This is a genomic window from Actinocorallia herbida (assembly GCF_003751225.1).
GTDB classification, from domain to species: Bacteria; Actinomycetota; Actinomycetes; order Streptosporangiales; family Streptosporangiaceae; genus Actinocorallia; species Actinocorallia herbida.
This window is the reverse complement of record NZ_RJKE01000001.1, coordinates 6,889,669-6,912,161: the sequence shown is the minus strand read 5'-3', so window position 1 is coordinate 6,912,161 and position 22,493 is coordinate 6,889,669. Positions and strand designations below refer to the sequence as shown.

Below are 22,493 nucleotides of genomic sequence, written 5' to 3'. Positions count from 1 at the left end.
GGAAATCCGGGGGCCATACGGGGGCCGAACCCTCCGAAGACCGGACAGAACACACAAAGTGCCTGGTCGCAGGCATGAAAAGACACCACCTGCACCAATCCACAGAATGTGGTTCGGTCGGTTCGGGCGGGTGCGAGGCGGCGAGGATGGGGGCGGTCGAGCCGAGGAAGGGATCGAGATGAAGCATGAGAGAGCCGAACGAGAGTCACGGGCGGTGCGGGGCGCGCTCGGCCTGCTGCGGCCCGCCGAGCGGCCTCCGGCGCCGGGCGATCCGGCGTACGCGCTCGGGCGGCTGCTGGCCACCGTCGAGCAGCTCGCCGGGCCCGGCGGGATGTACCGCGACTGGGCGCGCTTCGACGCGGGCTACCGCTCGGCGGCGCCGCCGGGCCAGCACCCCACGATGGTGCTCAAACGGCTGATGCGCACGGTGCGCCAGCTCACCGAGATGAGGGGCGGCATCGCGCGCGGCGCGGCGACGGGCGTCCTCGCCGCCACCGAGGTGCTCTTCGCCGAGATCCTGCTCGCCGATGACGACGCGCCGATAGGCGCCGCCCTGGAGCAGCTGGAGGAGGCGCGCGCCCTGTTCCAGCAGTCGCTGGAGCGGGTCGAGGGCCTCACGCGGATGCTGCGCGAGACCCTTTCGCCCGGCTGAAGGGCACGCGCCTCGAAGGGCTCAGGAGGCCGCTTCGGCCTCGGCCTTGCGCGCCTCGTACTCCCGGATCACCTGCTTGCGCGCCTTCGCCGGGATGCGGTCGACGTAGAGCTTGCCGTCGAGGTGGTCGGCCTCGTGCTGGAAGCAGCGCGCGAGCTGGCCGGTGCCGTGCAGCGAGATCGGGTTGCCCTCGAGGTCGAACCCGTGGCAGTGCACGTGGTCCACGCGCGCGACCTCGGCGTACGGCCCCGGGACCGAAAGGCAGCCTTCGGAGTCGTTGTCCAGCGTCCGGTTGCGGTCGGGGAACTCGATGGTCGGGTTCACCACGACGCCCTTCTGCTGCTCCCCGTGGTCGTCGGTGCAGTCGTAGACGAAGATCCGCAGGTCCACGCCGATCTGGTTGGCGGCGAGCCCGACCCCGTTGGCGGCGTACATGCTGGCGAACATGTCGTCGGCCAGCTCCCGCAGCGCGTCGTCGAACTCCGTCACCTCCTTCAGCGACCGGTGGAGGACCGGGTCCCCGATGAGTGTGATCGGCCGTGCGTTCCCCGACATTCCATCCCCTCCGTGGGCTTTTGCTTCCGCCATCGTATGGCAGCGGTCCGGAAGGCAGGGAAAGCCGGAGTCCTTCGAGAGATTTCCATGATCCCTGTCCGAATGGGGGTGCGGTGTCCTAGATTGCGTGCGCTGAACTTCTCAGAGCCGGAGGTCCGACGTGCGGTGGCTGGCGATCATCCTGGGCACCCTGCTGCTGGCGGGTACGGGCGGCGGCCTCTACCTGCACCTGCGGGTCAAGGGCGACCCCAAGGAGCTGGCGGCCTCCTATTTCGCCTACTGGCAGGCCGGGGACTTCCAGGCGATGCGGAGTCTGACGGCGGCGCCGCCCGCCGATTTCGTGGAGCAGCACCGGGCGTTCGGCAAGGCGCTCCAGGTCTCGGCCCTCGACCTCCTGCCCGAGCCCGTCGTCCGGCCCACCGAGACCGAGGCGAGGGCGGACTTCACGGCCGAGCGCACCCTGCCGCCCGGCAAGTGGACCGTCGAGGCGACCCTGCGGATGAAGGTCGTCGACCGCCGCTGGCGGGTCGTCTGGACCCCGGCGACCCTCGCGCCGGAACTGGCGAACGGCGGTCTGCTCCAGCTGCGGGAGACCTCCGCCGGCGCGGTGGGGGCGGTCACCTTCGCCGACGGCACGGAGATCCCCGGCACGTCCGGGGCCAGGCAGTACCTCGACGCGCTCGGCGGGCAGTACACCTCGGGCGAGGCGAAGCCCGGCTGGGGGATCTTCCTCGACGACACCCCCGTCAAGGTCTTCAGCGAGGCGACGGCGGCCGCTCGGCCGACGACCCTGGAATCCGGGCCGCAGGCCGCCGCGGACAAAGCCGTCGCGGGTGCGGCCAAGCCCGCGGTCCTGGTGGCGCTGAAGCCCTCCACCGGTGCGATCGTGGCCATCGCCGACCGGGTCGGCTCCCGGGCCGCCAGCCATGGCGTCTACCCGCCGGGTTCGACGTTCAAGATCGTCACGGCGGCGGCGCTCATCACCTCGGGGCTGGCCCCGTCCTCCGGGGTCTCCTGCCCGGCCACCGTCCTGCTCGGCGAACGCACCATCCCCAACCACGACGGCCTCGCGCTCGGCTCCACCTCGCTCCAGACGGCGTTCGCGAAGTCCTGCAACACCACGTTCGCCTCCCTCGGTGTGAACCGGGCGAAGGCCGCGGGCATGACGACGGCCGCCGAGCTGTTCGGCTTCAACAAGCCGTTCGCGGTGAACGCGGAGCGGCCGGGTTTCCCCGCGCCGTCCGGCACCGCCGACCTCGCCGAGGCGAGCATCGGGCAGGGCAGGGTCACCGCCTCGCCGCTCAACATGGCGGCGGTGGCCGCCGCCGTCGCCTCGGGAACGTGGCGCTCGCCGGTGATGTTCCCCGCCGCGTCCTACACGGCCAACGGCGAAGCGGTCCCCGCCCCCCGCCCGCTTCCCCAGGCCGTCCTCACCGCGCTGCGCCCGATGATGGCGGCCGTGGTCGCCTCGGGCACCGCCGCGTCCGCCGGCCTGCCCGCGGGCACCTTCGGCAAGACCGGCACCGCCGAGACCGGCTCCAGCGGCACCCACGCCTGGTTCATCGGCTACCGCGCAGACCTGGCCTTCGCCGTCCTCGTCCCGGGCGGCGGCGACGGCGCCACCGCCGCCGCCCCCATAGCCGCCGCCTTCCTCAAATCCCTCTGACCCGCCCACCCGTCATCCGCCACCCCGAACCCACCCACCCCCGCAACCGAACCGTCCTCCATGTCATGGTCCCCGGCCCGTGACCGCCGTGCCCGGTGGCGAGGCGGTGGCGCATGCCGTCGCCATCGCCGGAGTGGGGCCCCATGGCGCCATCGGGCGGGCCGCCGCCTTCACGGGACCGGGGCATGGAGTGGCCCAACCTGACGGCGCCTTCGCAGGCGCGGGGCCGCGGTGCGATCGGGCGGTGTCTTCGCGGTTGGGGAGGGTCAGTCTCGGGTGGGTTGGGGGGTGGTGAAGGGGGCGTCTTCGGTGGCGGCGAGGGCCAGGGCGTGGGGGAGGGTCGGGGGGAGGGAGGCTTCCAGGACGCGTTGGGCGATGGCGCGGAAGGGGAGGAGGGGGGCCACCCAGCGGGGGCAGCAGATGGTGCGGGAGCGCCAGGCGATGCCGGATTCGAGGGCGTCGATGGCGACGGGGAGGGGCGTGACGCCGGAGAGGACGGAAGTGGGGGTGCGCAGCAGGGAGGCGGCCTCGGTGCCGAAGCCTCGGTGGGTCATGTCGGTGTCCAGCTCGGCGAAGTAGGCGACGCCGACACGGGCGCCGGTAGGGGCCAGTTCTTCGCGGAGGGTGTTCCCGAGGGCTTCCACGGCTGCCTTCGAAGCGCTGTAGGCGCCGAGTAGAGGGGCGTGGACGGCGGCGGCGAGAGAGGAGACGAGCAGGGCGTAGCCGCGCGGGTGGGAGAGGTGCGGGATCGCGGCCTGGAGGGTGTGCACCGTGCCGAGGACGTTCACCTCGAGTGTCTTGGCGAGGATCGCCGGGTCGCCTTCCGCGACCGGCCACTGGCGGGCTATTCCGGCGTTGGCCACCACCGTGTCGAGGCCGCCCAGCGGGCCCGCGAGGTCCGCGACCGCCTCGGCGAGGTCCTCGCGCGCGGTGACGTCGACGGGACGGAAGGGCGCGTCGCCGCAGGCCGCGGCGACCTCGGCGAGCGGTCCGGGTTCCAGTCCGGCGAGGACGACCCGTGCCCCGCGCTCGTGCAGCCGGAGCGCGAGTGCCGCGCCGATCCCGCGCGCCGCGCCGGTGATGAGCACCCGCCGCCCGCGCAGCGAGGGTGTGCGTCGCTGTCGCATGCGCGCGACGCTAACACCGAGGCCGGGGGCCGTAGAAGGGCCCCTGGCGGGTTCGGCGTAATCTGGATCACGTTCGCCCGCGCTGACCCATCCGCCTTCTCCCCCCGAACGAGGTCACATGGAGAGCATCGACCTTGCGTCCGCGATCCTCAGGGCAACCCTGGGCATCGTCCTCATCGCACACGGCTGGAACCACGCCTTCGGCGGCGGCAAGCTGCCCGGCACCGCCGGCTGGTTCGAGTCGATGGGCCTGCGCCCCGGCATGCTGCACGCGCTCGCCGCCACCGGCACCGAACTGGGCGCCGGGCTCCTGCTGCTGCTCGGCCTGCTCACGCCGCTCGCCGCGGCGGGCGCCGTCGGCACGATGGCGGTCGCGCTGATCACCGCGCATCTGCGCAACGGCTTTTTCATCTTCCGTCCCGGCCAGGGCTACGAGTACGTCGCCGTGCTGATCCTCACCGCGTGCGCCCTCGGCGTCCTCGGCGGCGGCGCGTACTCCCTCGACTCCGTTCTCGGCGTCGAGGACGACCTGTCCGGCCCGATCGGCCTGGCCATCACCGCGGGCGCCGGCGCCGTGGGCGCCGCGGCCCTCCTCGCCGTCTTCTGGCGTCCTAAGGCACCCGCGGAGACCCCCGAGTCCTGACCGGCCCGGGGCGGGCGGTCCCGCCGCCCGCCCCGGCCTCCCACGCCTTTCACCGGCTCGGTCACCGGAACGCCCCGTTCCGGCGGACTTCCGCCCGAACACCCGCATCCTTGGCCCCTGTGATCGTTTCCGCCTGGCCGCCTGGCCGCCTGGCCGCCTGGCCGCCTGGCCGCCTGGCTGCGGGCGGAAGCCTCTGCGCGTCCATGGCCGTGTGGATGCCTCTTGTTCCGGGGCGGCCGAACGGGGTTCGTCCGGGGTGCGGGCGGGTCGGCGGAGGGCAACGGGAAGGGGGGTGTGCTGGGCGATATGCGTGGTTTGTGGCAAATACGGCTTATGTGGTGGTTTGGGTGGTTCGTTTTGCTTGTGTTGATCACGGGGCGTCGTGTGACAGTGGAGGTGATGGTCACTCCAAGTGATTTGAGGAGGCTTAGTGATGAGTTCATCGCGCTTCGCTCGCGGGTTGGCTGTCGCGGGCGTGCTCGTAGGCGGGGCCATGGTGGCCGGGCCGGCCGCTTCCGCGGCAGCGTCGGTTTCGACGGCTCCGACGCACGACGGCCCGTACTGGTGCGACGACGGCTGGGGGGACTCCTACGACTGCGACTTCGGTGACTGGTGGTACGGCGACGACGGTTGGGGCTGGGGCGGCTGGTGATACAGCGCCCTTCCTGAACGAGGGCCGCCGGTGCGCCTGAGCGTCATGCACATCGGTGTCGCCCTCCCGGACCCCGGTCTCCGGAGACCGCACCCCGAGAGTGGGAAAACCAGAAAAGGCCCCTCCCTCAAGGGAGGGGTTTTCTGCTGCCCGGGGGCCGCCTCCGACAATGCGGAAGCGGGTGACATACTGACCGCAATGGCCACTCTGTGTAATGGAGGAGTTTCAATGCGTAGTGCGCGTAGGGGCCGCCGGATCGCGGCCGGAACGATCGTCGCCGCCGGTCTGTGGCTCGGACTGCCCGCCGCCTCGGCGTCCGCCGCTCCGGCCGCGGCCACCGGCGAGTGCTCGTTCGTCTTCCCGCCTCTGCCGGGCTGCCACGACCAGGACGCCTTCACCGGCTGGGGATTCGACGGCCACTGAGCCCGCGGCGTGCGCCGCCTTACCCGCCGGTCACCCGGGCGCGGCGGGGGTCCCCGCCGGGGATCTCCGCCGCTGGGCCGGGCCCGGGACCGGGCATGGCGGGGAAGGGAGGCGGCCATGACGCGCCGCGGTCTAGCGTGCGACGTATGGGATTGCTGACCGAGACCGTGCTCGAGAAGGCCGCGCGCTTCCTGTGGACGTCGGGCCGGGTGCTGGAGCAGCGCAGGTTCGCCCACCTGTTCGGGTCGGGCACCGCCTCGGGCGTCCTCGCCGCCCTGGACGCCTACGCGGACGAGGAGGGCGGCTACGCGTTCGGCCTCGAGCCCGACATCCGTGGTCCCCTGGGCCAGCCCATCGCCGTCCCGGCCGCGCTGCGGGTGCTGGAGGAGGCCGGGCGGATGGTCCCGGAGCGGCTCGTTCCGCTCTGCGACTGGCTCGCCGAACGAACGGACCCCGATGGGGGAGTGCCGGCGGTCCTGCCGAGTCTGCGGCCCTTCCCGCACCCGCCGTTCATGCCCGTCGCCGACGACCCCCGGGGCGATCTGCTCACCACCGGGCAGATCGCGGGCCCGCTGCTGCGACACGGGACCGAGCATCCCTGGCTGCGCGCGGCCGAACGGTTCTGCCGGGCCGCGATCGAGGCGCTGGAGGAGACCCACCCGTACGAGGCGGGCGCCGTGGTCGCGTTCCTGGACGGGGTGCGCGACCGGGCCTGGGCGGCACGTCAGGGCGTCCGGCTGGGCTCTCTCGTGCGCGAGCAGCGGATCGTGCTCCTGGACCCGGAGAAACCAGGGGAGGCCCGTCCGGCGCCCGGGTACGCACCGGGCGAGTTCCATCTGCCGCACGACTACGCGGCCTCGCCCGGGAGCGTCGCGCGCGCCTGGTTCACCGACGCGGAGATGGACCGGAGCCTCCAGCACTTGGTGGCCGTCCAGGAGGAGGACGGCGGATGGCCGCTCCCCTGGGCGCAGTGGTCTCCGGCGACGGCTTTCGAGGCGCGTCCAGGCGTCACCCTTGCCGCCCTGCTGACGCTCCGGGCCTATGGTTCCGCCTGACGGCTCAGCCCACGGGACGGATAAGCCCCTCCTGCACGACGCTCCCGATGAGCCGGTGGGACCGGTCGGAGAGGGATCCGCGGCACAGGGCGCGGGCGCCTCCGGCCCACATGCCCTCCTGGTCGTAGAAGATCCAGTCGTCGGCGCGCGGGACCCCGTGCAGCCACAGGGTGTGGTCGAGGCTGGCGAACTGGAAGTCGCCTCCGTCCAGGGTCCTGGCGTGGGGTGCGACGGAGCTGCACAGCAGCAGGAGGTCCGAGGCGTAGGCGACGGCGCAGGCGTGGAGCAGGGGGTCGTCCTCGGGGAGCGTCTCGTGGGTGCGGAACCAGAACCGCTGGATGGGCGGGGCGCTTTCTCCGCGCAATGCCGCGAACCTGGGCAGTTCCTCCGCGAACCGGATCTCCAGGGGGCTGTCGCCATGGACCCGGTCGAACCACTCGCGGGTGGCGGGGTCGGCGGCGGCGATGACCTCCTCGCCCGGGAGCAGGTCCTCCGGCTCGGGCCGCTCGGTCTTGGGCGGCTGGTGGGAGTAGCCTTCCTCCGGCCGGTGGAACGAGGCCGACAGGTGGAAGATCGGCTTGCCGTGCTGGACGGCGACGGTGCGGCGGGTGGTGAAGCTGCCTCCGTCGCGGATCGGGTCCACCTGGTAGACGATCGGGCTGCCGGGGTCGCCGGGGCGCAGGAAGTAGGCGTGCAGGGAGTGGACGTGCCGGTCGCCGGGCACGGTGCGGCCCGCGGCCATGAGGGCCTGGGCGGCGACCTCGCCGCCGAAGACGCGGGTGTTGCGGGTGGCGGCCGAACCGCTCCGGAAGAGCAGGTCGTCGAGCCGCTCGAGATCGAGGGTCTCCCGCAGTGCGCCCATGTAGGCCCCCTCGCCTTCTCGCCTGTCCCGATCGGCCGCGGTGCCGTACGGAACGCCTGTCTTACGTCTGCGACCCTAGCCAAGAGATAAGCGGTGATTTGCTGCTGGGTGGGGTGTTTGTTGGCTACTGGGTGCGATGCCCGTCCAGGAACACGGCATCGACCGGCGAGGCGGGCAGCGCGGCGAGCGCGTCGGCCAACGGCGTCCGCAGGATCAGCAGGTCGGCCGGCTCGCCGGGCCTGACGCGGCGGGGCGGGCCGCCGGGGTCGTCGGAGGGCGCGAGGTAGCGGTCCAGCGCGTCACGGGCGCCGAGACGCTCAGGGGCCCCCGCCACGGCCCCCGCGCGGGTCCGGCGGCGGACCGCGGCGTCGATCACCGTCCAGGGGTCGAGCGGCCCGTACGGGGCGTCGCTGGACAGGGCCAGGGGGATGCCGGCGGCCGTCAGGGAGGCGCAGCGGTAGAGGTCGGCGTGGTCGGCCGAAGGGATGTCGCGCAGGTAGTCGTCGCCCCGGTCGGCCAGGAAGCCGGGCTGGGTGACCACCCGCAGGCCGAGCCGCCGGATGGTGCCGAGGAGGTCGGCCGGGACGAGCGCGGCGTGCTCGATCCGGTCGCCGGGCAGGGCGCCCGCGGCCTCGATGGCCACAAGGAACAGAACGAGAGCCGCATAGGTGACGCAGTGGGCGGCGACCGGGCGTCCTGCGGCGTGGGCCGCGGCGATCCGCGCCGTGAGGGCGTCCAGCGAGGGCAGCGCGGAGTCGGCGATGACGATCTTCTCCGGTCCCGAGGTGAGCCCGCCGGGCAGCGGCCCGGCCGCCCCGAGCAGGCGGACGCGCTGCGGAAGAACGCCCGTCGCCCTGGCCCGCGCGAGCAGGGCGACCGCCTCGGGCGCGAGATCGGGCGTGGCGTCGGTGACCGAGGTGATGCCCGCCGCGGTGAGCGCCGCGCCCACCTCGGCGAGCTCCGTGCCGCCCTCGTCCGGCAGACGGGTGCGCAGCCACCCGTCGGCCCGCCAGAGCCGCCCGGTCGGGGTGCCCCGATCGTCCCGTTCGATACCGGGATGGTCGCCTGACGCCAGGCCCGCGGCGCGGACCGCCGCGGAGTTCAGCGTCCACAGCGCGCCGCTGCGGTGCTGGAGCCGGACGGGCACGTCGGCGCGGAACCCGTCGAGTGCCGCCGCGTCGAGGTCGCCCGCGACGGTCTCGACGTATCCGACGCCGCGGATCCACCCGTCCCGGCCGGGGGCGGCGGCGCCGAGCGCCGCCCGCAGGGCCGCCGGATCGCCGACGCCCGGCGGGCCGCAGGCCACCGAGCGCCGGGCCGCGGCCAGGGCGAGGAGATGGACGTGGTGGTCGCAAAGGCCGGGGATGAGGGCTCTTCCGCCGCAGTCGACGACCTCGTCGCCGTCCCGCGCGAGAGCGGGCCCGACCTCGTGGACGAAGCCGTTCCTGAGCCGCACGTCCGCGTGCCGGAGCCCGTCGACCTCGGCGTCCCGCAGCAGCGTCCCCCGCCCATCCACGCGTTCACCTTACGGGCAGGCACCGCACGCCGCGTCCGAGCCCGCCGCGTGCCGCGCGTGCGGGCCGGTCCTGAGCGCCCCGCTCGTCAGGAAAGCCGGGAGGGCGGAAGGTTCTCACCGACGGAGCCGGACAGGCGGGCGCCTCATGCGTCAGGGAAGGGCGATCCCCAGAGAGCCGAGGACGGAGGCGGTGTCGGCACCGGACGCGGAGGCGGCCCCGGTAGGGCCCGTCCGCCGGGCGGGCGCAGCCACGGGGACCGGACCGTCGGGCGTCTCCACGACCCATCCCGAAGAGGTGGAGACGGCCTGCGGGGAGAGGCCGGTAGGCGACTCGGGCAGGGTGGACGCGACGACGTCCGTCATGGACAGGTCCCAGAGAACCCCCGCACCGGCGGGCGGCTCCGACGCGGCCAAGACGGCGGCCGTCAGCCCGGTCAGGGGGTCGGCGAAGGCGTCGCCCACGAAGACGGGACCGGAGGGGTCACGTGCGACCAGGCCCGCGGAGGCCGCGACGTCATCGCCGAAGCCCACCCGGTCCGAGGCGCGCCCGTGCGCGGTGATCGACACCCACGTCTTCCCCGACGCGGCGGCGGCCTCGGCGTCGAGCCCCCAGCGGGCCAGCGCGCGCGGCCGTGAGGCCTCGATGACGATGTCGGCGGCGGCCACCAGCGCGGCCAGGGCGCGTCTCCCGCCGGGGGTCTCCGGATCGAGCACCACCGACGAGTGCCCGGCATGGAGGAGGCCGTAGAAGGCCGCGTCGCCGCCGCGGGCGCCGTCCGGCCGCGTAGGGGTCTCGACCTTCACGACGCGGGCGCCGGCCGAGCCGAGGAGGTGAGCGCACAGGGGCCCCGCCCAGAGCGCGCTGAAATCCACCACGAGCATGCCCGCCACGGGCCGCGGCCTTCCCGCCTCGGGCAGGTGCGGTGCCTCCGGGCGGGCCACCGCGCCCGCGGCGACGCCGAGGAGCGCGGCCCGCGCGTCGAGTTCCCCGCCGGTGTGCCCGCGCAGCCAGCGCGCCGTGGCGGTCCAAGGGTCCTCGCCGGGCTCGGCGAACGCCAGCGCGCCGAGCAGCGCCGGGTCGTCGGCCCGCGCCGACGAGACCGCGGCCCAGCCGTCCAGGCACGGCAGAAGACGGCAGCTTCCCCCGGCCGAGACGCTTCCGCGCCGTCCGGAGCCGGTGTAGGCGGCCCGCTCGGACAGCAGCCGCCCTCCGTCGACGGCCACTCCGGTCGCCTCCGTGAACCGCCTTCCGAGCGCGTAAGCAGTCCGGGCGCCTGTTCCGGGCGGTACCAGCGGAACGTTCCGGCCCGTCAGGGCGACCACGCCGCTGCGCGCCCAAGCCCCGACCTCATCTCCGACGTCCTCCACACGCACCTCCCTGACAGCCGAGCCTTCGCGCCCCTCGCGGGATCGTGCTGACGACCCCGTGGGGCGAGCCGAACATGCCCCTTGCCCTGCGGGTATCCGAAGCCGCGCGGAGCATGGCGGTGAGCCTAACGAGATCCTTCCCCGGTGAGCGGGGCGGACCGCCAGAAGGTCCGCGCGGGCCCGGCGCTAGACTCGGCCGCGGCGACGATCTTGAGGGAGGGTCCATGGTCGGCGCGGTCATGTCCGTGGAGGAACTGGCCGACGGCGCGGCGGACGCCGGGGTGCTGGGGGAGGACGGGATGCCCGTCTCCCCGGTCGTCGGCGTCGACCTGGACGGCCCGCGCAAGCCGGGCGCGCTCGGCAGGGCCGTCGAGCGTCTCGCCGCGCATGACCGGGTCCTCGTCGGCCTCATCGAAGGCGCCACTCCTCTGGAGACGGCCCGTGTGCTCGCCCCTTACCTGGACCTCACGCTCGTGCGTTCGGGACGTGCCCTTCCCCGTCCGTACGTGGGGGTGCCCGACCCGCGCGCCGAACTCGCACTCCTTCAGGAGCAGGCTGAGGCGAACCCGCAGGCGGCGTTCACGCTGGGCGGCGTGCTGCGCGCGGGCGCGCACCTGGACGTCCGGCAGGCGCTCGACCTCGAGTCGTTCGCCTACTCGACCCTTCTCTCCGGACGTGAGTTCGCAGCGTGGCTCGCCTCCAGGGGAGCCGCCCAGGCACCTCCCGAGGTGGCCGAGCCCGTCCTGCTCCGTAGGGAAGGCGACCGCCTCTTCATCACCCTCAACCGTCCAGAGCGGCGCAACGCCTACGGCAGCCGGCTCAGGGACGCCTTCGTCGAGGCGCTCACCGTCGCGGAACTCGATCCGACGGTCCGCCGCGTCCTCGTGACGGGAGCGGGTCCCGTCTTCTCCGCGGGCGGCGACCTCGCCGAGTTCGGCACCGCCCACGACCTGGCCGCCGCTCACTTCCTGCGTACGCGCGCGGGTGCGGCGCTGCCTTTGCACCGGCTGCGCGACCGCGTCACGGTGCAGGTCCACGGCACCTGCGTCGGCGCGGGCGTGGAGCTTCCGGCGTTCGCGGGCACGGTGCTGGCCGCGCCGGGGACGACGTTCCGGCTGCCGGAGGTCGCCATGGGCCTGATCCCCGGCGCGGGCGGCACGGTGAGCCTCCCGCGCCGCATCGGCCGCTGGCGGACCCTGCACCTGGCGCTGTCGAACGCCCCCGTGACCGTGGAAACCGCGTTGGCCTGGGGACTTGTCGACCGTCTCACTTGATGCACGAAGATCTAATTTTGCTTTCGATTTAGGGTTAAGTCGGGCAAACCGGTGGTCCAACGGCCGTCCGAGAACTACGTTGCCTCGTACAAGAATGCGCTTCTAAACGGAGGACGGGGTACGAGGTGCGCGGTAGACGTTCGTCGGCGAGAGGGGGGAGTGCCCCCCGGGCCCTCCCTGTCAGTGGAAGACTCGCCATCCTGCTTGCCCTGCCGCTGGCGTCGTTGATCCTCCTGTGGGCCTTCGCGGCCACCACGACACTGACGGCGGCGCTCAAGAAGTTCGACTTCGACACCCAGTACGACAACATGGGCCTGCAGACAGCCGCCGTCCTCGACGCGATCCAGAAGGAACGCACCGCGGCCGCCGACCACTCGCCGAAGTTCGCCGAGCAGACCCAGTACACCGACGGCACGGTGACCGCGTTCCGCACCGCGGCGTTCTCCGAAGAGACCCAGGACGCGATGGACGACCTGTCCAAGACCCAGGTCAGCGCGCTGGACGACGCCTTCGGCACCCTCACCGGGCTGCGCGGCAAGGTCGCCGCCGACGCCTCGAGCGTCCAGATCATCGACGAGTACAGCACCATCGTCGACACCGTCATCCAGCTCCTCAGCGGCATGGTGAGCGTCGACGACGTCTCCGCCTACCGCAACAGCAACGCGGTCATCCACGTGCTCAGCTCGCACGACCTCATGCTCCGTGAAGCCGCCCTGATCGGCGCGCTGCCCACCGGCGGCAAACTCGACAACGCCGGCCGCATGGCGTTCAGCGGGTGGGCCGACAGCCGCGACAAGTTCTTCCGCCTCGGCATCGCGACCCTGGACGAGGACCTCCGCGCCAAGGTCACAGAGTTCGCGGACTCCGAGCCGTTCGGCCGCTATGTCCAGCTCGAGGGCCAGATCCGGAACGGCGGCATCAACGCGGGCAAGACGGGGGCGACCTCGGCCCAGTGGCAGCAGGCCGTCGCGAACGTGGAACCCGCCTGGTACGCCAACATGGGCGCGGTCAGCGTGATGCTCGACGAGCAGATCGCGCCCGTCGGCGACCAGATCATGCTGCGCTTCTACGCCGCCGGAGGCATCGGCCTCATCGCCGTGATCGCCTCACTGCTGCTGTCCGTCCGCTTCGCCCGCAGCATGACCGGCGACCTGCGGGTACTGGAACGCGCCGCGCACACACTCGCCGACGAACGCCTGCCCGAGGTGGTCGCCCGGCTGCGCGCCGGCGAGAACATCGACGTCTCCCTCGCCGAACAGCCCCTGCCCGGCGGCGCGCGGACCAAGGAGGTCGGGTCCGTCGCCGACGCCTTCGCCACCGTCCAGCACACCGCGGTCGACGTCGCCATCGGCGAGGCGAGGCTGCGGCGCAGCATCGGCCGGGTCTTCGTGAACCTGTCCTGGCGCAGCCAGGGCCTCCTGCAGCGTCAGCTCCAGTTGCTGGACACCATGGAGCGGCGCGCCTCCAGCCCCGAGGAGCTGGACGACCTGTTCAAACTCGATCACCTGACGACCCGGATGCGGCGACACGCCGAGGGCCTGGTGATCCTGTCCGGGGAGCCGACCGTGCGTGCTTTCGACCATCCCGTCCCCATCGAGGACGTCGTCCGCGCCGCCATCGGCGAGGTGGAGGACTACACCCGCGTCGAGCCCGCGGTCGCGCGCTCGTCGTCGGTCACCGGCGCGGTCGTCGCCGACGTCATCCACCTGCTCGCCGAACTGATCGAGAACGCCACGGTGTTCTCCCCGCCCGGCACCGAGGTACTGGTCAAGGCGGAGGCCGTCGCGAACGGGCTCGCCGTGGAGGTCATCGACCGGGGTCTCGGCCTCTACCCCGACCAGCTCGCGGAGCTGAACCGCCGCCTGGCCGAGCCGCCCGAGTTCGACCTCGCCGACTCCGACCGGCTCGGCCTCTTCGTCGTCGCGCGGCTCGCCGCCCGGCACGGTATCCGAGTCGCCCTCCAGCCCTCCGCCTACGGCGGCACGACCGCCGTCGTCCTCATCCCCTCCGGCTTGACCGTCCAGGACGCACCGTCCCGGCCCGCCGTCAACGCGCCCCGCTCCGCGCCGCCCCCTTCCCCGGCCGTCATGGCGGCCCCGGAACGGCGCCCCGTCCCGCTCGCCGCCCCGGCGCGCGCGGCCGACAACCGCTTCGAACCGGACGCCACCCCCGAGCAGGCCGGACGGCTTCCACGCCGCCGCAAGCAGCAGAGCATGGCCCCGCAGTTGCGCACGGAGACCACGCCGCCCCCTGTCGAGGACGACTTCGAGGAACCAGACCCCGAGTCCAGCCGCGCCCTCATGTCCTCGCTCCAGTACGGCTGGGCGCGCGGACGCGACGGCCAGGGCGACGACCCGACTGACGAACGGAACAGACCGTGACCGGCGAACTCAACTGGCTGCTCGACGACCTGGTGGACCGGGTGATCCCCGTCCACCACGCCCTCCTGCTCTCCCGCGACGGCCTCGTCATGGCCGCGTCCCGCAACATGTCCTCCGAGGACGCCCAGTTCCTCGCCGCCCTGTCGTCGGGCTTCCACAGCCTGGCGCGGGGAGCCGCCGAGCATTACTCGGCCGAGCGGGTCAACCAGGCGGTGATCGAGCTGGACGACAGGCTCTTCTTCGTCCTGCCCGCGGGAACCGGCACCTGCCTCGCCGTGCTCAGCGACGCGGGCGCCCAGGCCGCCCAGGTCGCCTACGAGATGGCCCTCCTCATCAAGCGCGTCAGCCGCCACCTCACGGCCGCGGCCCGCACGACCTGATCCGGGTCACCGTGGAGCCGCGTTCCCCGCAGGGGGCGCGGCTTCGCCGTTCCAGGATGGATCCGCGTGATCCACGTGATCTGTCAAAGGGGATGGAAGCTGTGGAAGCACCACGATCGGGGCGCCGGACCGGATCTCTCGATTTTCCTGCGAGCAACGCCGCGAAACATGATGGACCGGGGAGCCCGCGCGCCTCTACCGTCACCGTTATGAGCATGGACATCACGGAGGCCGCGGAGCCGCCGGCCCCCGGCTCCCCCGACCCCGGTACGGCCCACCTGGCGGCGCTGGCCCAGGCCGTCCGGCGCGGCTGGCCCGAACTGCGCACCGAACTCCTCCCCCCCGAAGCGGGCCGCCCAGAACGTCTCGCGGTCACCCGCGCCGACGCCCGGGAGGAGGTCTCCTGCCGCCTGGATCCGGAGGCCGGCTGGCACTACCTCTGGCTGTGGCCCCACCCCCGCCGCCTGGCCCCCGTATCCGCCGCCGCCTCCGCGGCCCGCACCCTGGCCTCCGCCCTGGGCTGCCGCACCCTCACCGTCTAGCCCGGAAACACCCGGAAACCCCGCCTCCCCGCCCCTTCCCCAATCGATGTGCGAACCACCCCCGAAACACGCTAGTCTTAACCCCGTTGCCGGGGCAGCCCGGGACGATCACCCGGGCGATTAGCTCAGTGGGAGAGCGCTTCGTTCACACCGAAGAGGTCACTGGTTCGAACCCAGTATCGCCCACCCGGATTGATCAGCAGGTCAGAGGCCGGTTTCCGTCAAGGAAACCGGCCATTGGCGTCTCTGGGGGGCGGAGGCGGCGACGTCGCCTCGACCTTCCTCGGGTTCGCCGGTTCGCGAGCCTACGGCGGCTTCTCGGCCCTGCCGCGGCCGGGTGATAACGATAATTGACTTAACAATCACGATCTCCCGGGAGCCGCGCGGGCCGGTGCTAGCATCCGGTGATCATTGGGCATGCCTGGAACTTTCACGGCATTCTGGCGAAGTTGGGCTTGATCACGACAATGGGCACCAAACGCGTTCGCATCGCCGTCGCGGCGGGCGTCGTGGCACTCGGCATCACGGGCACGGGCGTCTATCTCGGCACGCAGCACGCGCTTCCCGGCCAGGAGGGTCCCGCCAAGGCGGACGCGCTCCTCGCACCGGACGACGGGGAGGGCATCGTGCCCACGCCGCCGGAGACGACACCGACGGCCGAGGCCGTCACACCCCAGGCGACGGACCTGCGCGAGACCCGACTCCCGTCGACCTCCCCCAAGGCCGACGGGACATCGAACGACGGGTGCGACCCCGCTTACGGGGAGCCGACGCAGTGCGTGCCGTGGGTGTTCCCCGACGGCATCACCGCGTACTCCGATAAATGCCTCTGGCTGAAGATCAACGGGTTCGGCGAAGTGCGGGTCGTGGGCACCGACCGGCAGCGCCTCGATCCCGACAAGAACAAGATCGCCTGCGACTAGCGGGCCCCCAGAATTCCCCGGAGCCATGATGAAGACGCACAATCCGCGAGTGCGCGCGCTGCTGTCCGGTCTGGCGGTGGCGGTGACCGCCACCGTCCCGGCGGCGATCCCCGCGCCGGCGAGCGCGGCGCCGAACCTCGTCCCCAACCCCAAGCTCGAAACGATGGCGGGCAAGCTCCCCAAATGCTGGACGACCTGGTCGACCGGGCACAACACCGCCAAGACGAAGGTCGTCGCGGGCCGCTCAGGCAAGCGCGCCGTCCAGATCGACATGAAGGTGCGGGTCTCGGGCGCCCGCGCCCTGGTGCAGACCCCGGCCTGCGCGATCAAGACGACGGGCGGCAAGCGGTTCGACCTGTCGTTCTACCTGAAGAGCGACACCGCCAAGATGAAGGTGGTGACCTTCCGCAAGGACGCCAAGGGCAAGTGGCACAAGTGGAAGGACCTCGCGGTCGGCGGCGCCTCGGCCAAGTGGAAGCGGGTGGAGGTCCGCACGCCCTTCGCCCCCGACGGCACCACCGCGATCCGCTTCGGCCTCGCCGTCGAGGGCAAGGGCAAGATCACCACGGACGACTACACGGCGGTTCGGGCTCCGGGCGTCACCGGCGTGTGCACCGACCCGAACGGCTGCACCCAGGGCAAGTGGGCGGTCCGTGAGTTCGGCGACCCCGTCCCGGACGGCGAGGGCGACACGGGAGACGGCGGCACGGGCCTCAAGAAGGGCGTGCGCGCCATGCACGCCGTGCTCCTGGTCACCGGCAAGGTCCTGCTCATCGCCGGATCGGGCAACAACCGCGCCAACTTCGACAACCGCCTGGAAGCCGGCCGGCTCGTCAGCTGGCTGTACGACCCGATCAAGAACACGTACAAGAAGATCGGCACCCCGTCCGACATGTTCTGCGCGGGCCACGTCCAGCTCTCGGACGGCCGCGTCCTGGTGATGGGCGGGACGAAGAAGTACCCGGACTACGTTCCCCAGGAGGACGGCTGGCTGGGCGAGGAGCGCTCCTACCTCTTCGACCCGTTCGACGAGAAGTACATCCAGACGAACGACATGAGCGACGGGCACTGGTACCCGTCGGCGACGGTCCTGGGCAACGGCGACGTCTACACCGTCGGCGGTTACGCGGGTGAGTACGCGGGCGGAAGGCAGCAGATCTCGCGTGTCACCGAGCTGTTCAAGTACGACAAGAACTCCAAGACCGGCGGCAAGTGGCTGCCCGAGAACCAGGTCGTGCAGACCGGGATCAACTGGGCCACCTACCCCTCGCTCATCCTCACCCAGGACAACCGGCTCTTCTACACCGGCGCCAGCGTCTTCGGCCACCCCACCGGCAACAACGACGGCAACAACTACTCCGACGGCGAGCCGTTCCTCGGCCCGGGCTTCCTCGACATCAAGACCAAGAAGTGGACCCCGGTCGGCGGGCTCAGCCAGGACCACGCCCGCGACCAGGCCGCCAGCCTGCTCCTGCCGCCCGCCCAGAACCAGAAGGTCATGGTCCTCGGCGGCATGAACTTCAACGGCACGGCTCAGGGCCAGCAGGACGGCGCGCACCAGCACACCGACATCGTCGACCTCGACGACGCGGGGGCGGGCTTCAAGCGCGGCCCCGATCTGCTGACGCCCAAGGTGTACCTGTCGGCCGTCATCCTCCCCGACGGGAAGGTCTTCGAGACCGGTGGCTCCCGCGGCAACCGCGCCGGATACACCCACGAGGCCTCCGTCTTCGATCCGAAGAAGCCCGGCCAGTGGACGCCCATGGCCGCCGATCCCGTCGGCCGGACCTACCACAACTCCTCGATCCTGCTGCCGAACGGCGCCGTCATGGCGCAGGGGTCGAACCCGGCCAGTAACTTCTACGACACCCGGATCTCGATCTACAAGCCGCCCTACTTCTTCAAGGGCCCGCGCCCGAAGATCACCGGGGTCGGCACTCGGTACTGGGCCTACGGCAACACCTACACCTTCAAGACCAACCGGAAGATCAAGACCGCCTGGCTGATCCGTCCGGCCGCCGTCACCCATTCCTCCGACCCCAACCAGCGCGCCGTCGCCCCGGAGAAGCTCACCGTCACCGGCAAGACGGTCAAGTTCAAGCTCACCGGCAAGAGCAGCATCGCCCCTCCCGGCTGGTACATGCTCTTCGCCACCGACGCCAAGGGCCTGCCCTCCGTCGCCAGATGGATCCACGTGGGCTAGTCCTCGACAGCGCCGCCCGCAGCGGTCGCAGCACCTCCCCGGAGAGCGCTGCGACCGCTGCGTTCCGTCCCGGGTACAGGCTCGCCGTCGCCGGTGGAGGGCCGCGGAAGTGTGCTCCCGCAGGGTCAGCCGTCGGGGTGCGCGGTCGTCCGGGGGAGCTCGACGGTGACGCGGATGCCGCCGGAGGGACGGGGGAGCAGGGTGAGGGTTCCGTCGTGCGCCTGGGTGATCGTCTTGACGATCGCCAGGCCCAGGCCGACGCCCGCGTGGTCGGTGTGCAGGCGCTCCGTGCCACGGCGGAAGGGCTCGGTGAGCGTCGCGGCCAGCTTCGGGGCGACCTGCTCGCCGGTGTTCTCGACGGTGAGGACCACCGTCCCGGGGCGGACGCCGGTGCCGACCCACACGGTGCCCCGCGCCGGCAGGTTGTGGATGATCGCGTTGTGCACGAGGTTCATGGCCAGCTGCAGCAGAAGGGCCGGTGATCCGCTCGTGGGGGCGATGTCGCCGGAGGTCTCGATGGCGACGCCGTGCTTCTCCGCGAGGGGGAGGAGCGTCTCGGTGGCCTCTTCCGCCATGAGGGACAGGTCGACGGGCTCGCGGGCGAAGGACCGCTGGTCGGCCCGGCCGATCAGGAGCAGTGCCTCGGTGAGGTCGATCGCCCGGGTGTTGACGTTGCGGAGGCGCTCGATGACCTCGCCGGTGTCGTGTGCCGGATCGGCGCGGGCCACGTCGAGGAGCGCCTTGGAGATCGCCAGCGGGGTGCGCAGCTCGTGGGAGGCGTTGGCCGCGAATCTCCGCTGTTCCGCGACGTGCGCCTCGAGCCGGGTGAGCATCGTGTCGAAGGCGTCGGCGAGTTCGCGGAACTCGTCGTTGCGGCCGGGCAGCCGGATCCGGTGGGACAGCGATCCGTTCGCGGCCGCGCGGGTGGCGTCCGTGATCTGGGTCAGCGGGGCGAGCATGCGGCCGGCGAGGATCCATCCCCCCGAGAGGCCGAACACCAGCAGGAACGCCATGACCGCGGCCGCCGACGGCGCGAAGGAGCGCAGGAGGCCGGCGCCCGGAACCGCGAAGACCAGCCCCTGCGCGTCGATCGCCCGCCGCTGGAATCCCAGGAGGATCACCGACCAGGCGGCGAGCAGCAGGGCGCCGGCGAGCAGGAGGAATCCGGTGTAGCTGAGGGTGAGTTTGAGGCGAGCGCTGAGCCCGGGGGCCCTACGCACCGTCTCTTCCCTCGTGTCCGGTCCCCGGTCCCGTGTCGATGCGGTAGCCGACGCCCGGCACGGTGGCGATGATCCAGGGTTCGCCGAGGCGCTTGCGCAGCGCCGAGACGGTGATGCGCACAGCGTTGGTGAGCGGGTCGGCGTTCTCGTCCCACGCGCGTTCCAGGAGTTCCTCGGCGCTGACGACACCGCCGTCGGCGGAGACGAGGACTTCGAGCACCGCGAACTGCTTCCTGGTCAGCGCGACGTAGCGGCCGTGCCGGTGGACCTCTCGGCGGAACGGGTCGAGCCGCAGCCCCGCGATCTCACGGACGGGCGGTCTGTGGTGGGCCCGCCGGCGGTCGAGCGCTCTGAGCCTGAGCGCGAGTTCCCGGAGCTCGAAGGGTTTGGTGAGGTAATCGTCGGCGCCGAGCCCGAATCCTGAGGCCTTGTCGTCGAGCCGGTCGGCCGCGGTGAGCATGAGGATCGGCATACCGCTGCCGGACGCGACGATGCGCTCGGCGATCTCGTCGCCGGACGGCCCGGGGACGTCGCGGTCGAGGACGGCGATGTCGTAGGCGTTGACGCCCAGCAGTTCCAGAGCGGTGTCGCCGTCGCCCGCGATGTCGGCCGCGATCGCCTCCAGGCGCAGGCCGTCACGGATGGCCTCCGCCAGATAGGGTTCGTCCTCCACGATCAGCACACGCATGTCGTCAAGGCTACGAGCCCGCGCGTATCGTCGGCATATCGCCGACCGCATACACCCCGGCAACACCCTGTCGGCTTGACTTGCCGGATGACCAGAACCTCGACCCGAACCACCGGACAGGGCGGCTCCGACCTCCGGGAGACCGGCTCCGGCGCCCGGCTCGCGCGCGTCCGCCGGGTGACCAGGCCGGCGGCCTGGAGGCGCGGCCTCGTCCTCGCGGCGTCGGCGTTGCTTCTCGGCCTGGTGATGCTGCTGCACGCGGTGATCCCGAACCGGATCTGGAGCCTCGGCAGCCTCGTGGAGACCTTCCTGCCGTGGTTCGGCCTGCTCATCCCGGTGCTGCTGGCCGGGGCGCTCTGGCGCCGTTCCGTCTCCGGGACGGTCGCCCTTCTGCTGCCCGTCGTGGTGTGGCTGAGCCTCTTCGGCGGGCTGCTCGGCGACCGGTCCCACCCGGGCGGCGACCTCACCGTGGTCGGCCACAACGTCGGCGCGGGCAACCCCGACCCGGCCGGTACCGCCCGCGACCTGGCGGCCTCCGGAGCGGACGTGCTGGCGCTGGAGGAGCTGGCCCCGCAGGTCCTGGGCACGTACGAGAAGGAGCTGGCGACCGCGTACCCGTACCACACGGTGCAGGGCACGGTCGGGCTGTGGAGCAGGCTGCCGCTGTCGGACACCCGGCCGGTCGACACCGAGATGGACGCGGGGCCGCTGGGCGACGCCAAGCCCGCCGACGTCAAGCTGACCTACAACAGGGCGCTGCGCACCACGGTGGCCACGGCGCAGGGGCCGCTGGCGGTGTACGTGGCGCACCTGGGGTCCGTGCGCGTGAACCCACGGGAGGGGTTCTGGACGGCCCATCGCGACCGAGGGGCCCAGGCGCTCGCCGAGGCGCTCGCCGCCGAGCGCAACGACCGCGTGGTGCTGCTCGGCGACCTGAACGGCACCATGGACGACCGCGCGTTCGACGGCGTCACCTCGCGGCTGCGCTCGGCCCAGGAGGCGGCAGGCGACGGCCTCGGCTTCACCTGGCCGGCGAAGTTCCCGGTGGTGCGGATCGACCAGATCCTGGTCCGGGGCGTGGCACCGGAGAGCGCGTGGACCCTGCCGGCCACCGGCAGCGACCACCTGCCGGTGGCGGCCCGCATCGGCTGGTGAGCACCGCGGGCGGCGTCACCGGGTGTTGATGCTGCTCCAGTCGGCGTTCCAGGGGAGTTGCAGGCCGATGACATAGAGGTAGGCGACGACGAGGGCCGCCACGAGGATGCCCGCGATGATCGCCAAGATGAGGTTGCGGCGGCGGGCACGGGGGTCGAGGGCCTTCTCCTTGGCGCGTTCCGCGGCGGCCTTGGCCTTGCCGAGGGCGCGCTGGGCCCAGACGAACTCCGTCGCGAGGATCGCGAAGCCGACGATGATCGCGAGGATGCCCGGTCCTGGGAGGACCATCATGAGCAGTCCCGCGATGAGGACCGCGACGCCGACGGTGAACACACCGACGCGCCAGGTCGTGTAGAGCAGGGGGTTCGAGCGCATCACCGCTCGGAAGCGCTCGAGGCGGCCCCCACGGCCCTCGAGGTCATTTTCCTGGTCAATCGCCACGGTTTCACCCTACGTGAAAAGTCCTTCCCGCGACGGCTGATCCACGTCCCGCCGGGTGACAAACCTTACTCGGGAGTCAGACTTCCCAGCCCCTGCCCGTAGGCGTTCTCGCAGGTCAGAGTGGTTTTGGTCACGTTCGGTCAGGGTCTCTCGTGGCCTGGTGCTGGGAATGTTCTGACGTGTTCTCGCAGTTACGCGTCATAGATCAGGGGGACACCCGTCATTGAGGCGCAGTCCTCATCTCATGCTCGAGCAACGGGCCCGACGCGAAGGAATGGCGATGAACGGCAGCACCACCGTCTCCGCGGAGCTGGGCCTTCGGCTTGTTGTGCCCGATCGCTCCACAGTGCCACTTCTGGCGACCCTGGAGTACGCAGCCGACGACCCCTACGCGATCAGGATGTCGTTCCATGTGGGCAATGACGACCCCGTCGAATGGATCTTCGCGCGGGAACTGCTGACGATCGGCATCGAGCGCCGGGCGGGCGACGGCGACGTCCAGGTGTGGCCCGCGGGACCGGAGAACGACCGGACCTTGCATCTCGCCCTGTCGTCGCCCTTCGGCAACGCGCTCTTCGACGTGCCGCTGACGCCGATGGCGGACTTCCTGCACAAGACCTACGACATAGTGGCCGCCGGCCGCGAATCGGAGTTCGTCGACATGGACGCCGAACTCGAGCATCTGCTCTGGTCGTCCTGACACCTCCCGCTCTGACCGTGGAGCCCTGCGCCGGCCGCGACCACACCCGGCTCGCGCGGGGCTCCAC

The 22,493-nt window shown here is 71.9% G+C and carries 22 protein-coding genes and 1 tRNA gene; 15 read left to right on the top strand and 8 right to left on the bottom strand.

Annotation, left to right across the window (positions count from 1 at the left end):
* Nucleotides 1-178 precede the first annotated feature (178 nt).
* Nucleotides 179-652, top strand: a complete 474-nt coding sequence (locus tag EDD29_RS31560) for a hypothetical protein (RefSeq protein WP_148086159.1) — start codon at nt 179-181, stop codon at nt 650-652.
* Nucleotides 653-673: 21 nt separating this feature from the next.
* Here EDD29_RS31560 and def read toward each other — a convergent pair whose 3' ends face one another.
* Entirely contained in the window at nt 674-1,207 is a 534-nt protein-coding gene (gene def, locus EDD29_RS31555; protein ID WP_123667935.1) for a peptide deformylase, read from the bottom strand.
* Nucleotides 1,208-1,367: 160 nt separating this feature from the next.
* Here def and EDD29_RS31550 point away from each other — a divergent pair, with 160 nt between their 5' ends.
* A complete protein-coding gene (locus EDD29_RS31550) occupies nt 1,368-2,873 on the top strand; it encodes a penicillin-binding transpeptidase domain-containing protein (RefSeq protein WP_123667934.1) in 1,506 nt (501 codons plus the stop codon).
* A 266-nt stretch (nt 2,874-3,139) separates the two neighbouring features.
* On the opposite strand, the gene EDD29_RS31545 is transcribed toward EDD29_RS31550, so the two are convergent.
* On the bottom strand, nt 3,140-4,000 hold the full coding sequence (locus tag EDD29_RS31545) for an SDR family NAD(P)-dependent oxidoreductase (protein WP_123667933.1): 861 nt from the start codon (nt 3,998-4,000) through the stop codon (nt 3,140-3,142).
* Between the two features lie 118 nt (nt 4,001-4,118).
* Here EDD29_RS31545 and EDD29_RS31540 point away from each other — a divergent pair, with 118 nt between their 5' ends.
* From EDD29_RS31540 to EDD29_RS31525, 4 genes are all read left to right on the top strand, one after another.
* Nucleotides 4,119-4,643: a DoxX family protein gene (locus EDD29_RS31540; protein ID WP_123667932.1), complete on the top strand. Its 525-nt coding sequence runs from the start codon at nt 4,119-4,121 to the stop codon at nt 4,641-4,643.
* Nucleotides 4,644-5,076: 433 nt separating this feature from the next.
* A complete protein-coding gene (locus EDD29_RS31535) occupies nt 5,077-5,295 on the top strand; it encodes a hypothetical protein (RefSeq protein WP_148086158.1) in 219 nt (72 codons plus the stop codon).
* Between the two features lie 228 nt (nt 5,296-5,523).
* Nucleotides 5,524-5,718, top strand: a complete 195-nt coding sequence (locus EDD29_RS31530) for a hypothetical protein (protein ID WP_123667930.1) — start codon at nt 5,524-5,526, stop codon at nt 5,716-5,718.
* A 146-nt stretch (nt 5,719-5,864) separates the two neighbouring features.
* Nucleotides 5,865-6,773, top strand: coding sequence for a hypothetical protein (locus EDD29_RS31525; protein WP_123667929.1), 909 nt, complete (start codon nt 5,865-5,867; stop codon nt 6,771-6,773).
* Between the two features lie 4 nt (nt 6,774-6,777).
* On the opposite strand, the gene EDD29_RS31520 is transcribed toward EDD29_RS31525, so the two are convergent.
* The 3 genes from EDD29_RS31520 to EDD29_RS31510 form a co-directional block, all read right to left on the bottom strand.
* Complete coding sequence (locus EDD29_RS31520; protein WP_123667928.1) at nt 6,778-7,635, bottom strand: acyl-CoA thioesterase; 858 nt, start codon at nt 7,633-7,635, stop codon at nt 6,778-6,780.
* 124 nt (nt 7,636-7,759) lie between these two features.
* The gene (locus EDD29_RS31515; protein WP_123667927.1) at nt 7,760-9,151 is read right to left on the bottom strand and encodes an amidohydrolase family protein; all 1,392 of its coding nucleotides are present in this window, start codon (nt 9,149-9,151) and stop codon (nt 7,760-7,762) included.
* Nucleotides 9,152-9,301: 150 nt separating this feature from the next.
* Nucleotides 9,302-10,519, bottom strand: coding sequence for a CoA transferase (locus tag EDD29_RS31510; protein ID WP_211360042.1), 1,218 nt, complete (start codon nt 10,517-10,519; stop codon nt 9,302-9,304).
* 224 nt (nt 10,520-10,743) lie between these two features.
* Here EDD29_RS31510 and EDD29_RS31505 point away from each other — a divergent pair, with 224 nt between their 5' ends.
* From EDD29_RS31505 to EDD29_RS31475, 7 genes are all read left to right on the top strand, one after another.
* On the top strand, nt 10,744-11,793 hold the full coding sequence (locus tag EDD29_RS31505; RefSeq protein WP_211360040.1) for an enoyl-CoA hydratase/isomerase family protein: 1,050 nt from the start codon (nt 10,744-10,746) through the stop codon (nt 11,791-11,793).
* A gap of 224 nt (nt 11,794-12,017) precedes the next feature.
* Entirely contained in the window at nt 12,018-14,174 is a 2,157-nt protein-coding gene (locus tag EDD29_RS31500) for a sensor histidine kinase (RefSeq protein WP_123667926.1), read from the top strand.
* Nucleotides 14,171-14,554, top strand: a complete 384-nt coding sequence (locus EDD29_RS31495; protein ID WP_123667925.1) for a roadblock/LC7 domain-containing protein — start codon at nt 14,171-14,173, stop codon at nt 14,552-14,554. The genes EDD29_RS31500 and EDD29_RS31495 overlap by 4 nt, the downstream gene beginning before the upstream one ends.
* A gap of 209 nt (nt 14,555-14,763) precedes the next feature.
* Entirely contained in the window at nt 14,764-15,096 is a 333-nt protein-coding gene (locus tag EDD29_RS31490; RefSeq protein WP_148086157.1) for a hypothetical protein, read from the top strand.
* Between the two features lie 114 nt (nt 15,097-15,210).
* A tRNA-Val gene (locus EDD29_RS31485) sits at nt 15,211-15,282 on the top strand.
* Nucleotides 15,283-15,551: 269 nt separating this feature from the next.
* On the top strand, nt 15,552-16,019 hold the full coding sequence (locus tag EDD29_RS31480) for a hypothetical protein (protein WP_148086156.1): 468 nt from the start codon (nt 15,552-15,554) through the stop codon (nt 16,017-16,019).
* A gap of 49 nt (nt 16,020-16,068) precedes the next feature.
* The gene (locus EDD29_RS31475) at nt 16,069-18,222 is read left to right on the top strand and encodes a galactose oxidase early set domain-containing protein (RefSeq protein WP_170201666.1); all 2,154 of its coding nucleotides are present in this window, start codon (nt 16,069-16,071) and stop codon (nt 18,220-18,222) included.
* 125 nt (nt 18,223-18,347) lie between these two features.
* Here EDD29_RS31475 and EDD29_RS31470 read toward each other — a convergent pair whose 3' ends face one another.
* Together EDD29_RS31470 and EDD29_RS31465 are read right to left on the bottom strand one after the other, a co-directional pair.
* A complete protein-coding gene (locus EDD29_RS31470; protein WP_123667921.1) occupies nt 18,348-19,442 on the bottom strand; it encodes a sensor histidine kinase in 1,095 nt (364 codons plus the stop codon).
* Complete coding sequence (locus EDD29_RS31465) at nt 19,435-20,130, bottom strand: response regulator transcription factor (protein WP_123667920.1); 696 nt, start codon at nt 20,128-20,130, stop codon at nt 19,435-19,437. The genes EDD29_RS31470 and EDD29_RS31465 overlap by 8 nt, the downstream gene beginning before the upstream one ends.
* Nucleotides 20,131-20,217: 87 nt before the next feature.
* Here EDD29_RS31465 and EDD29_RS31460 point away from each other — a divergent pair, with 87 nt between their 5' ends.
* Nucleotides 20,218-21,285 carry an endonuclease/exonuclease/phosphatase family protein gene (locus EDD29_RS31460; RefSeq protein WP_123667919.1) on the top strand — a complete coding sequence of 356 codons (1,068 nt, stop codon included), beginning with the start codon at nt 20,218-20,220 and terminating at the stop codon, nt 21,283-21,285.
* A 15-nt stretch (nt 21,286-21,300) separates the two neighbouring features.
* On the opposite strand, the gene EDD29_RS31455 is transcribed toward EDD29_RS31460, so the two are convergent.
* Nucleotides 21,301-21,660 carry a TIGR02611 family protein gene (locus tag EDD29_RS31455; RefSeq protein WP_123667918.1) on the bottom strand — a complete coding sequence of 120 codons (360 nt, stop codon included), beginning with the start codon at nt 21,658-21,660 and terminating at the stop codon, nt 21,301-21,303.
* Between the two features lie 346 nt (nt 21,661-22,006).
* Here EDD29_RS31455 and EDD29_RS31450 point away from each other — a divergent pair, with 346 nt between their 5' ends.
* The gene (locus tag EDD29_RS31450; RefSeq protein ID WP_123667917.1) at nt 22,007-22,426 is read left to right on the top strand and encodes an SsgA family sporulation/cell division regulator; all 420 of its coding nucleotides are present in this window, start codon (nt 22,007-22,009) and stop codon (nt 22,424-22,426) included.
* The last annotated feature ends 67 nt before the right edge of the window (nt 22,427-22,493 follow it).

Bases quoted from the DNA above. Each gene is read 5' to 3' on its own strand.
- EDD29_RS31560 (WP_148086159.1), top strand. From the start codon at position 179: ATGAAGCATGAGAGAGCCGAACGAGAGTCACGGGCGGTGCGGGGCGCG.
- def (WP_123667935.1), bottom strand. From the start codon at position 1,207: ATGTCGGGGAACGCACGGCCGATCACACTCATCGGGGACCCGGTCCTC.
- EDD29_RS31545 (WP_123667933.1), bottom strand. From the start codon at position 4,000: ATGCGACAGCGACGCACACCCTCGCTGCGCGGGCGGCGGGTGCTCATC.
- EDD29_RS31540 (WP_123667932.1), top strand. From the start codon at position 4,119: ATGGAGAGCATCGACCTTGCGTCCGCGATCCTCAGGGCAACCCTGGGC.
- EDD29_RS31535 (WP_148086158.1), top strand. From the start codon at position 5,077: ATGAGTTCATCGCGCTTCGCTCGCGGGTTGGCTGTCGCGGGCGTGCTC.
- EDD29_RS31530 (WP_123667930.1), top strand. From the start codon at position 5,524: ATGCGTAGTGCGCGTAGGGGCCGCCGGATCGCGGCCGGAACGATCGTC.
- EDD29_RS31525 (WP_123667929.1), top strand. From the start codon at position 5,865: ATGGGATTGCTGACCGAGACCGTGCTCGAGAAGGCCGCGCGCTTCCTG.
- EDD29_RS31520 (WP_123667928.1), bottom strand. From the start codon at position 7,635: ATGGGCGCACTGCGGGAGACCCTCGATCTCGAGCGGCTCGACGACCTG.
- EDD29_RS31505 (WP_211360040.1), top strand. From the start codon at position 10,744: ATGGTCGGCGCGGTCATGTCCGTGGAGGAACTGGCCGACGGCGCGGCG.
- EDD29_RS31490 (WP_148086157.1), top strand. From the start codon at position 14,764: ATGAGCATGGACATCACGGAGGCCGCGGAGCCGCCGGCCCCCGGCTCC.
- EDD29_RS31465 (WP_123667920.1), bottom strand. From the start codon at position 20,130: ATGCGTGTGCTGATCGTGGAGGACGAACCCTATCTGGCGGAGGCCATC.
- EDD29_RS31460 (WP_123667919.1), top strand. From the start codon at position 20,218: ATGACCAGAACCTCGACCCGAACCACCGGACAGGGCGGCTCCGACCTC.
- EDD29_RS31455 (WP_123667918.1), bottom strand. From the start codon at position 21,660: ATGCGCTCGAACCCCCTGCTCTACACGACCTGGCGCGTCGGTGTGTTC.
- EDD29_RS31450 (WP_123667917.1), top strand. From the start codon at position 22,007: ATGAACGGCAGCACCACCGTCTCCGCGGAGCTGGGCCTTCGGCTTGTT.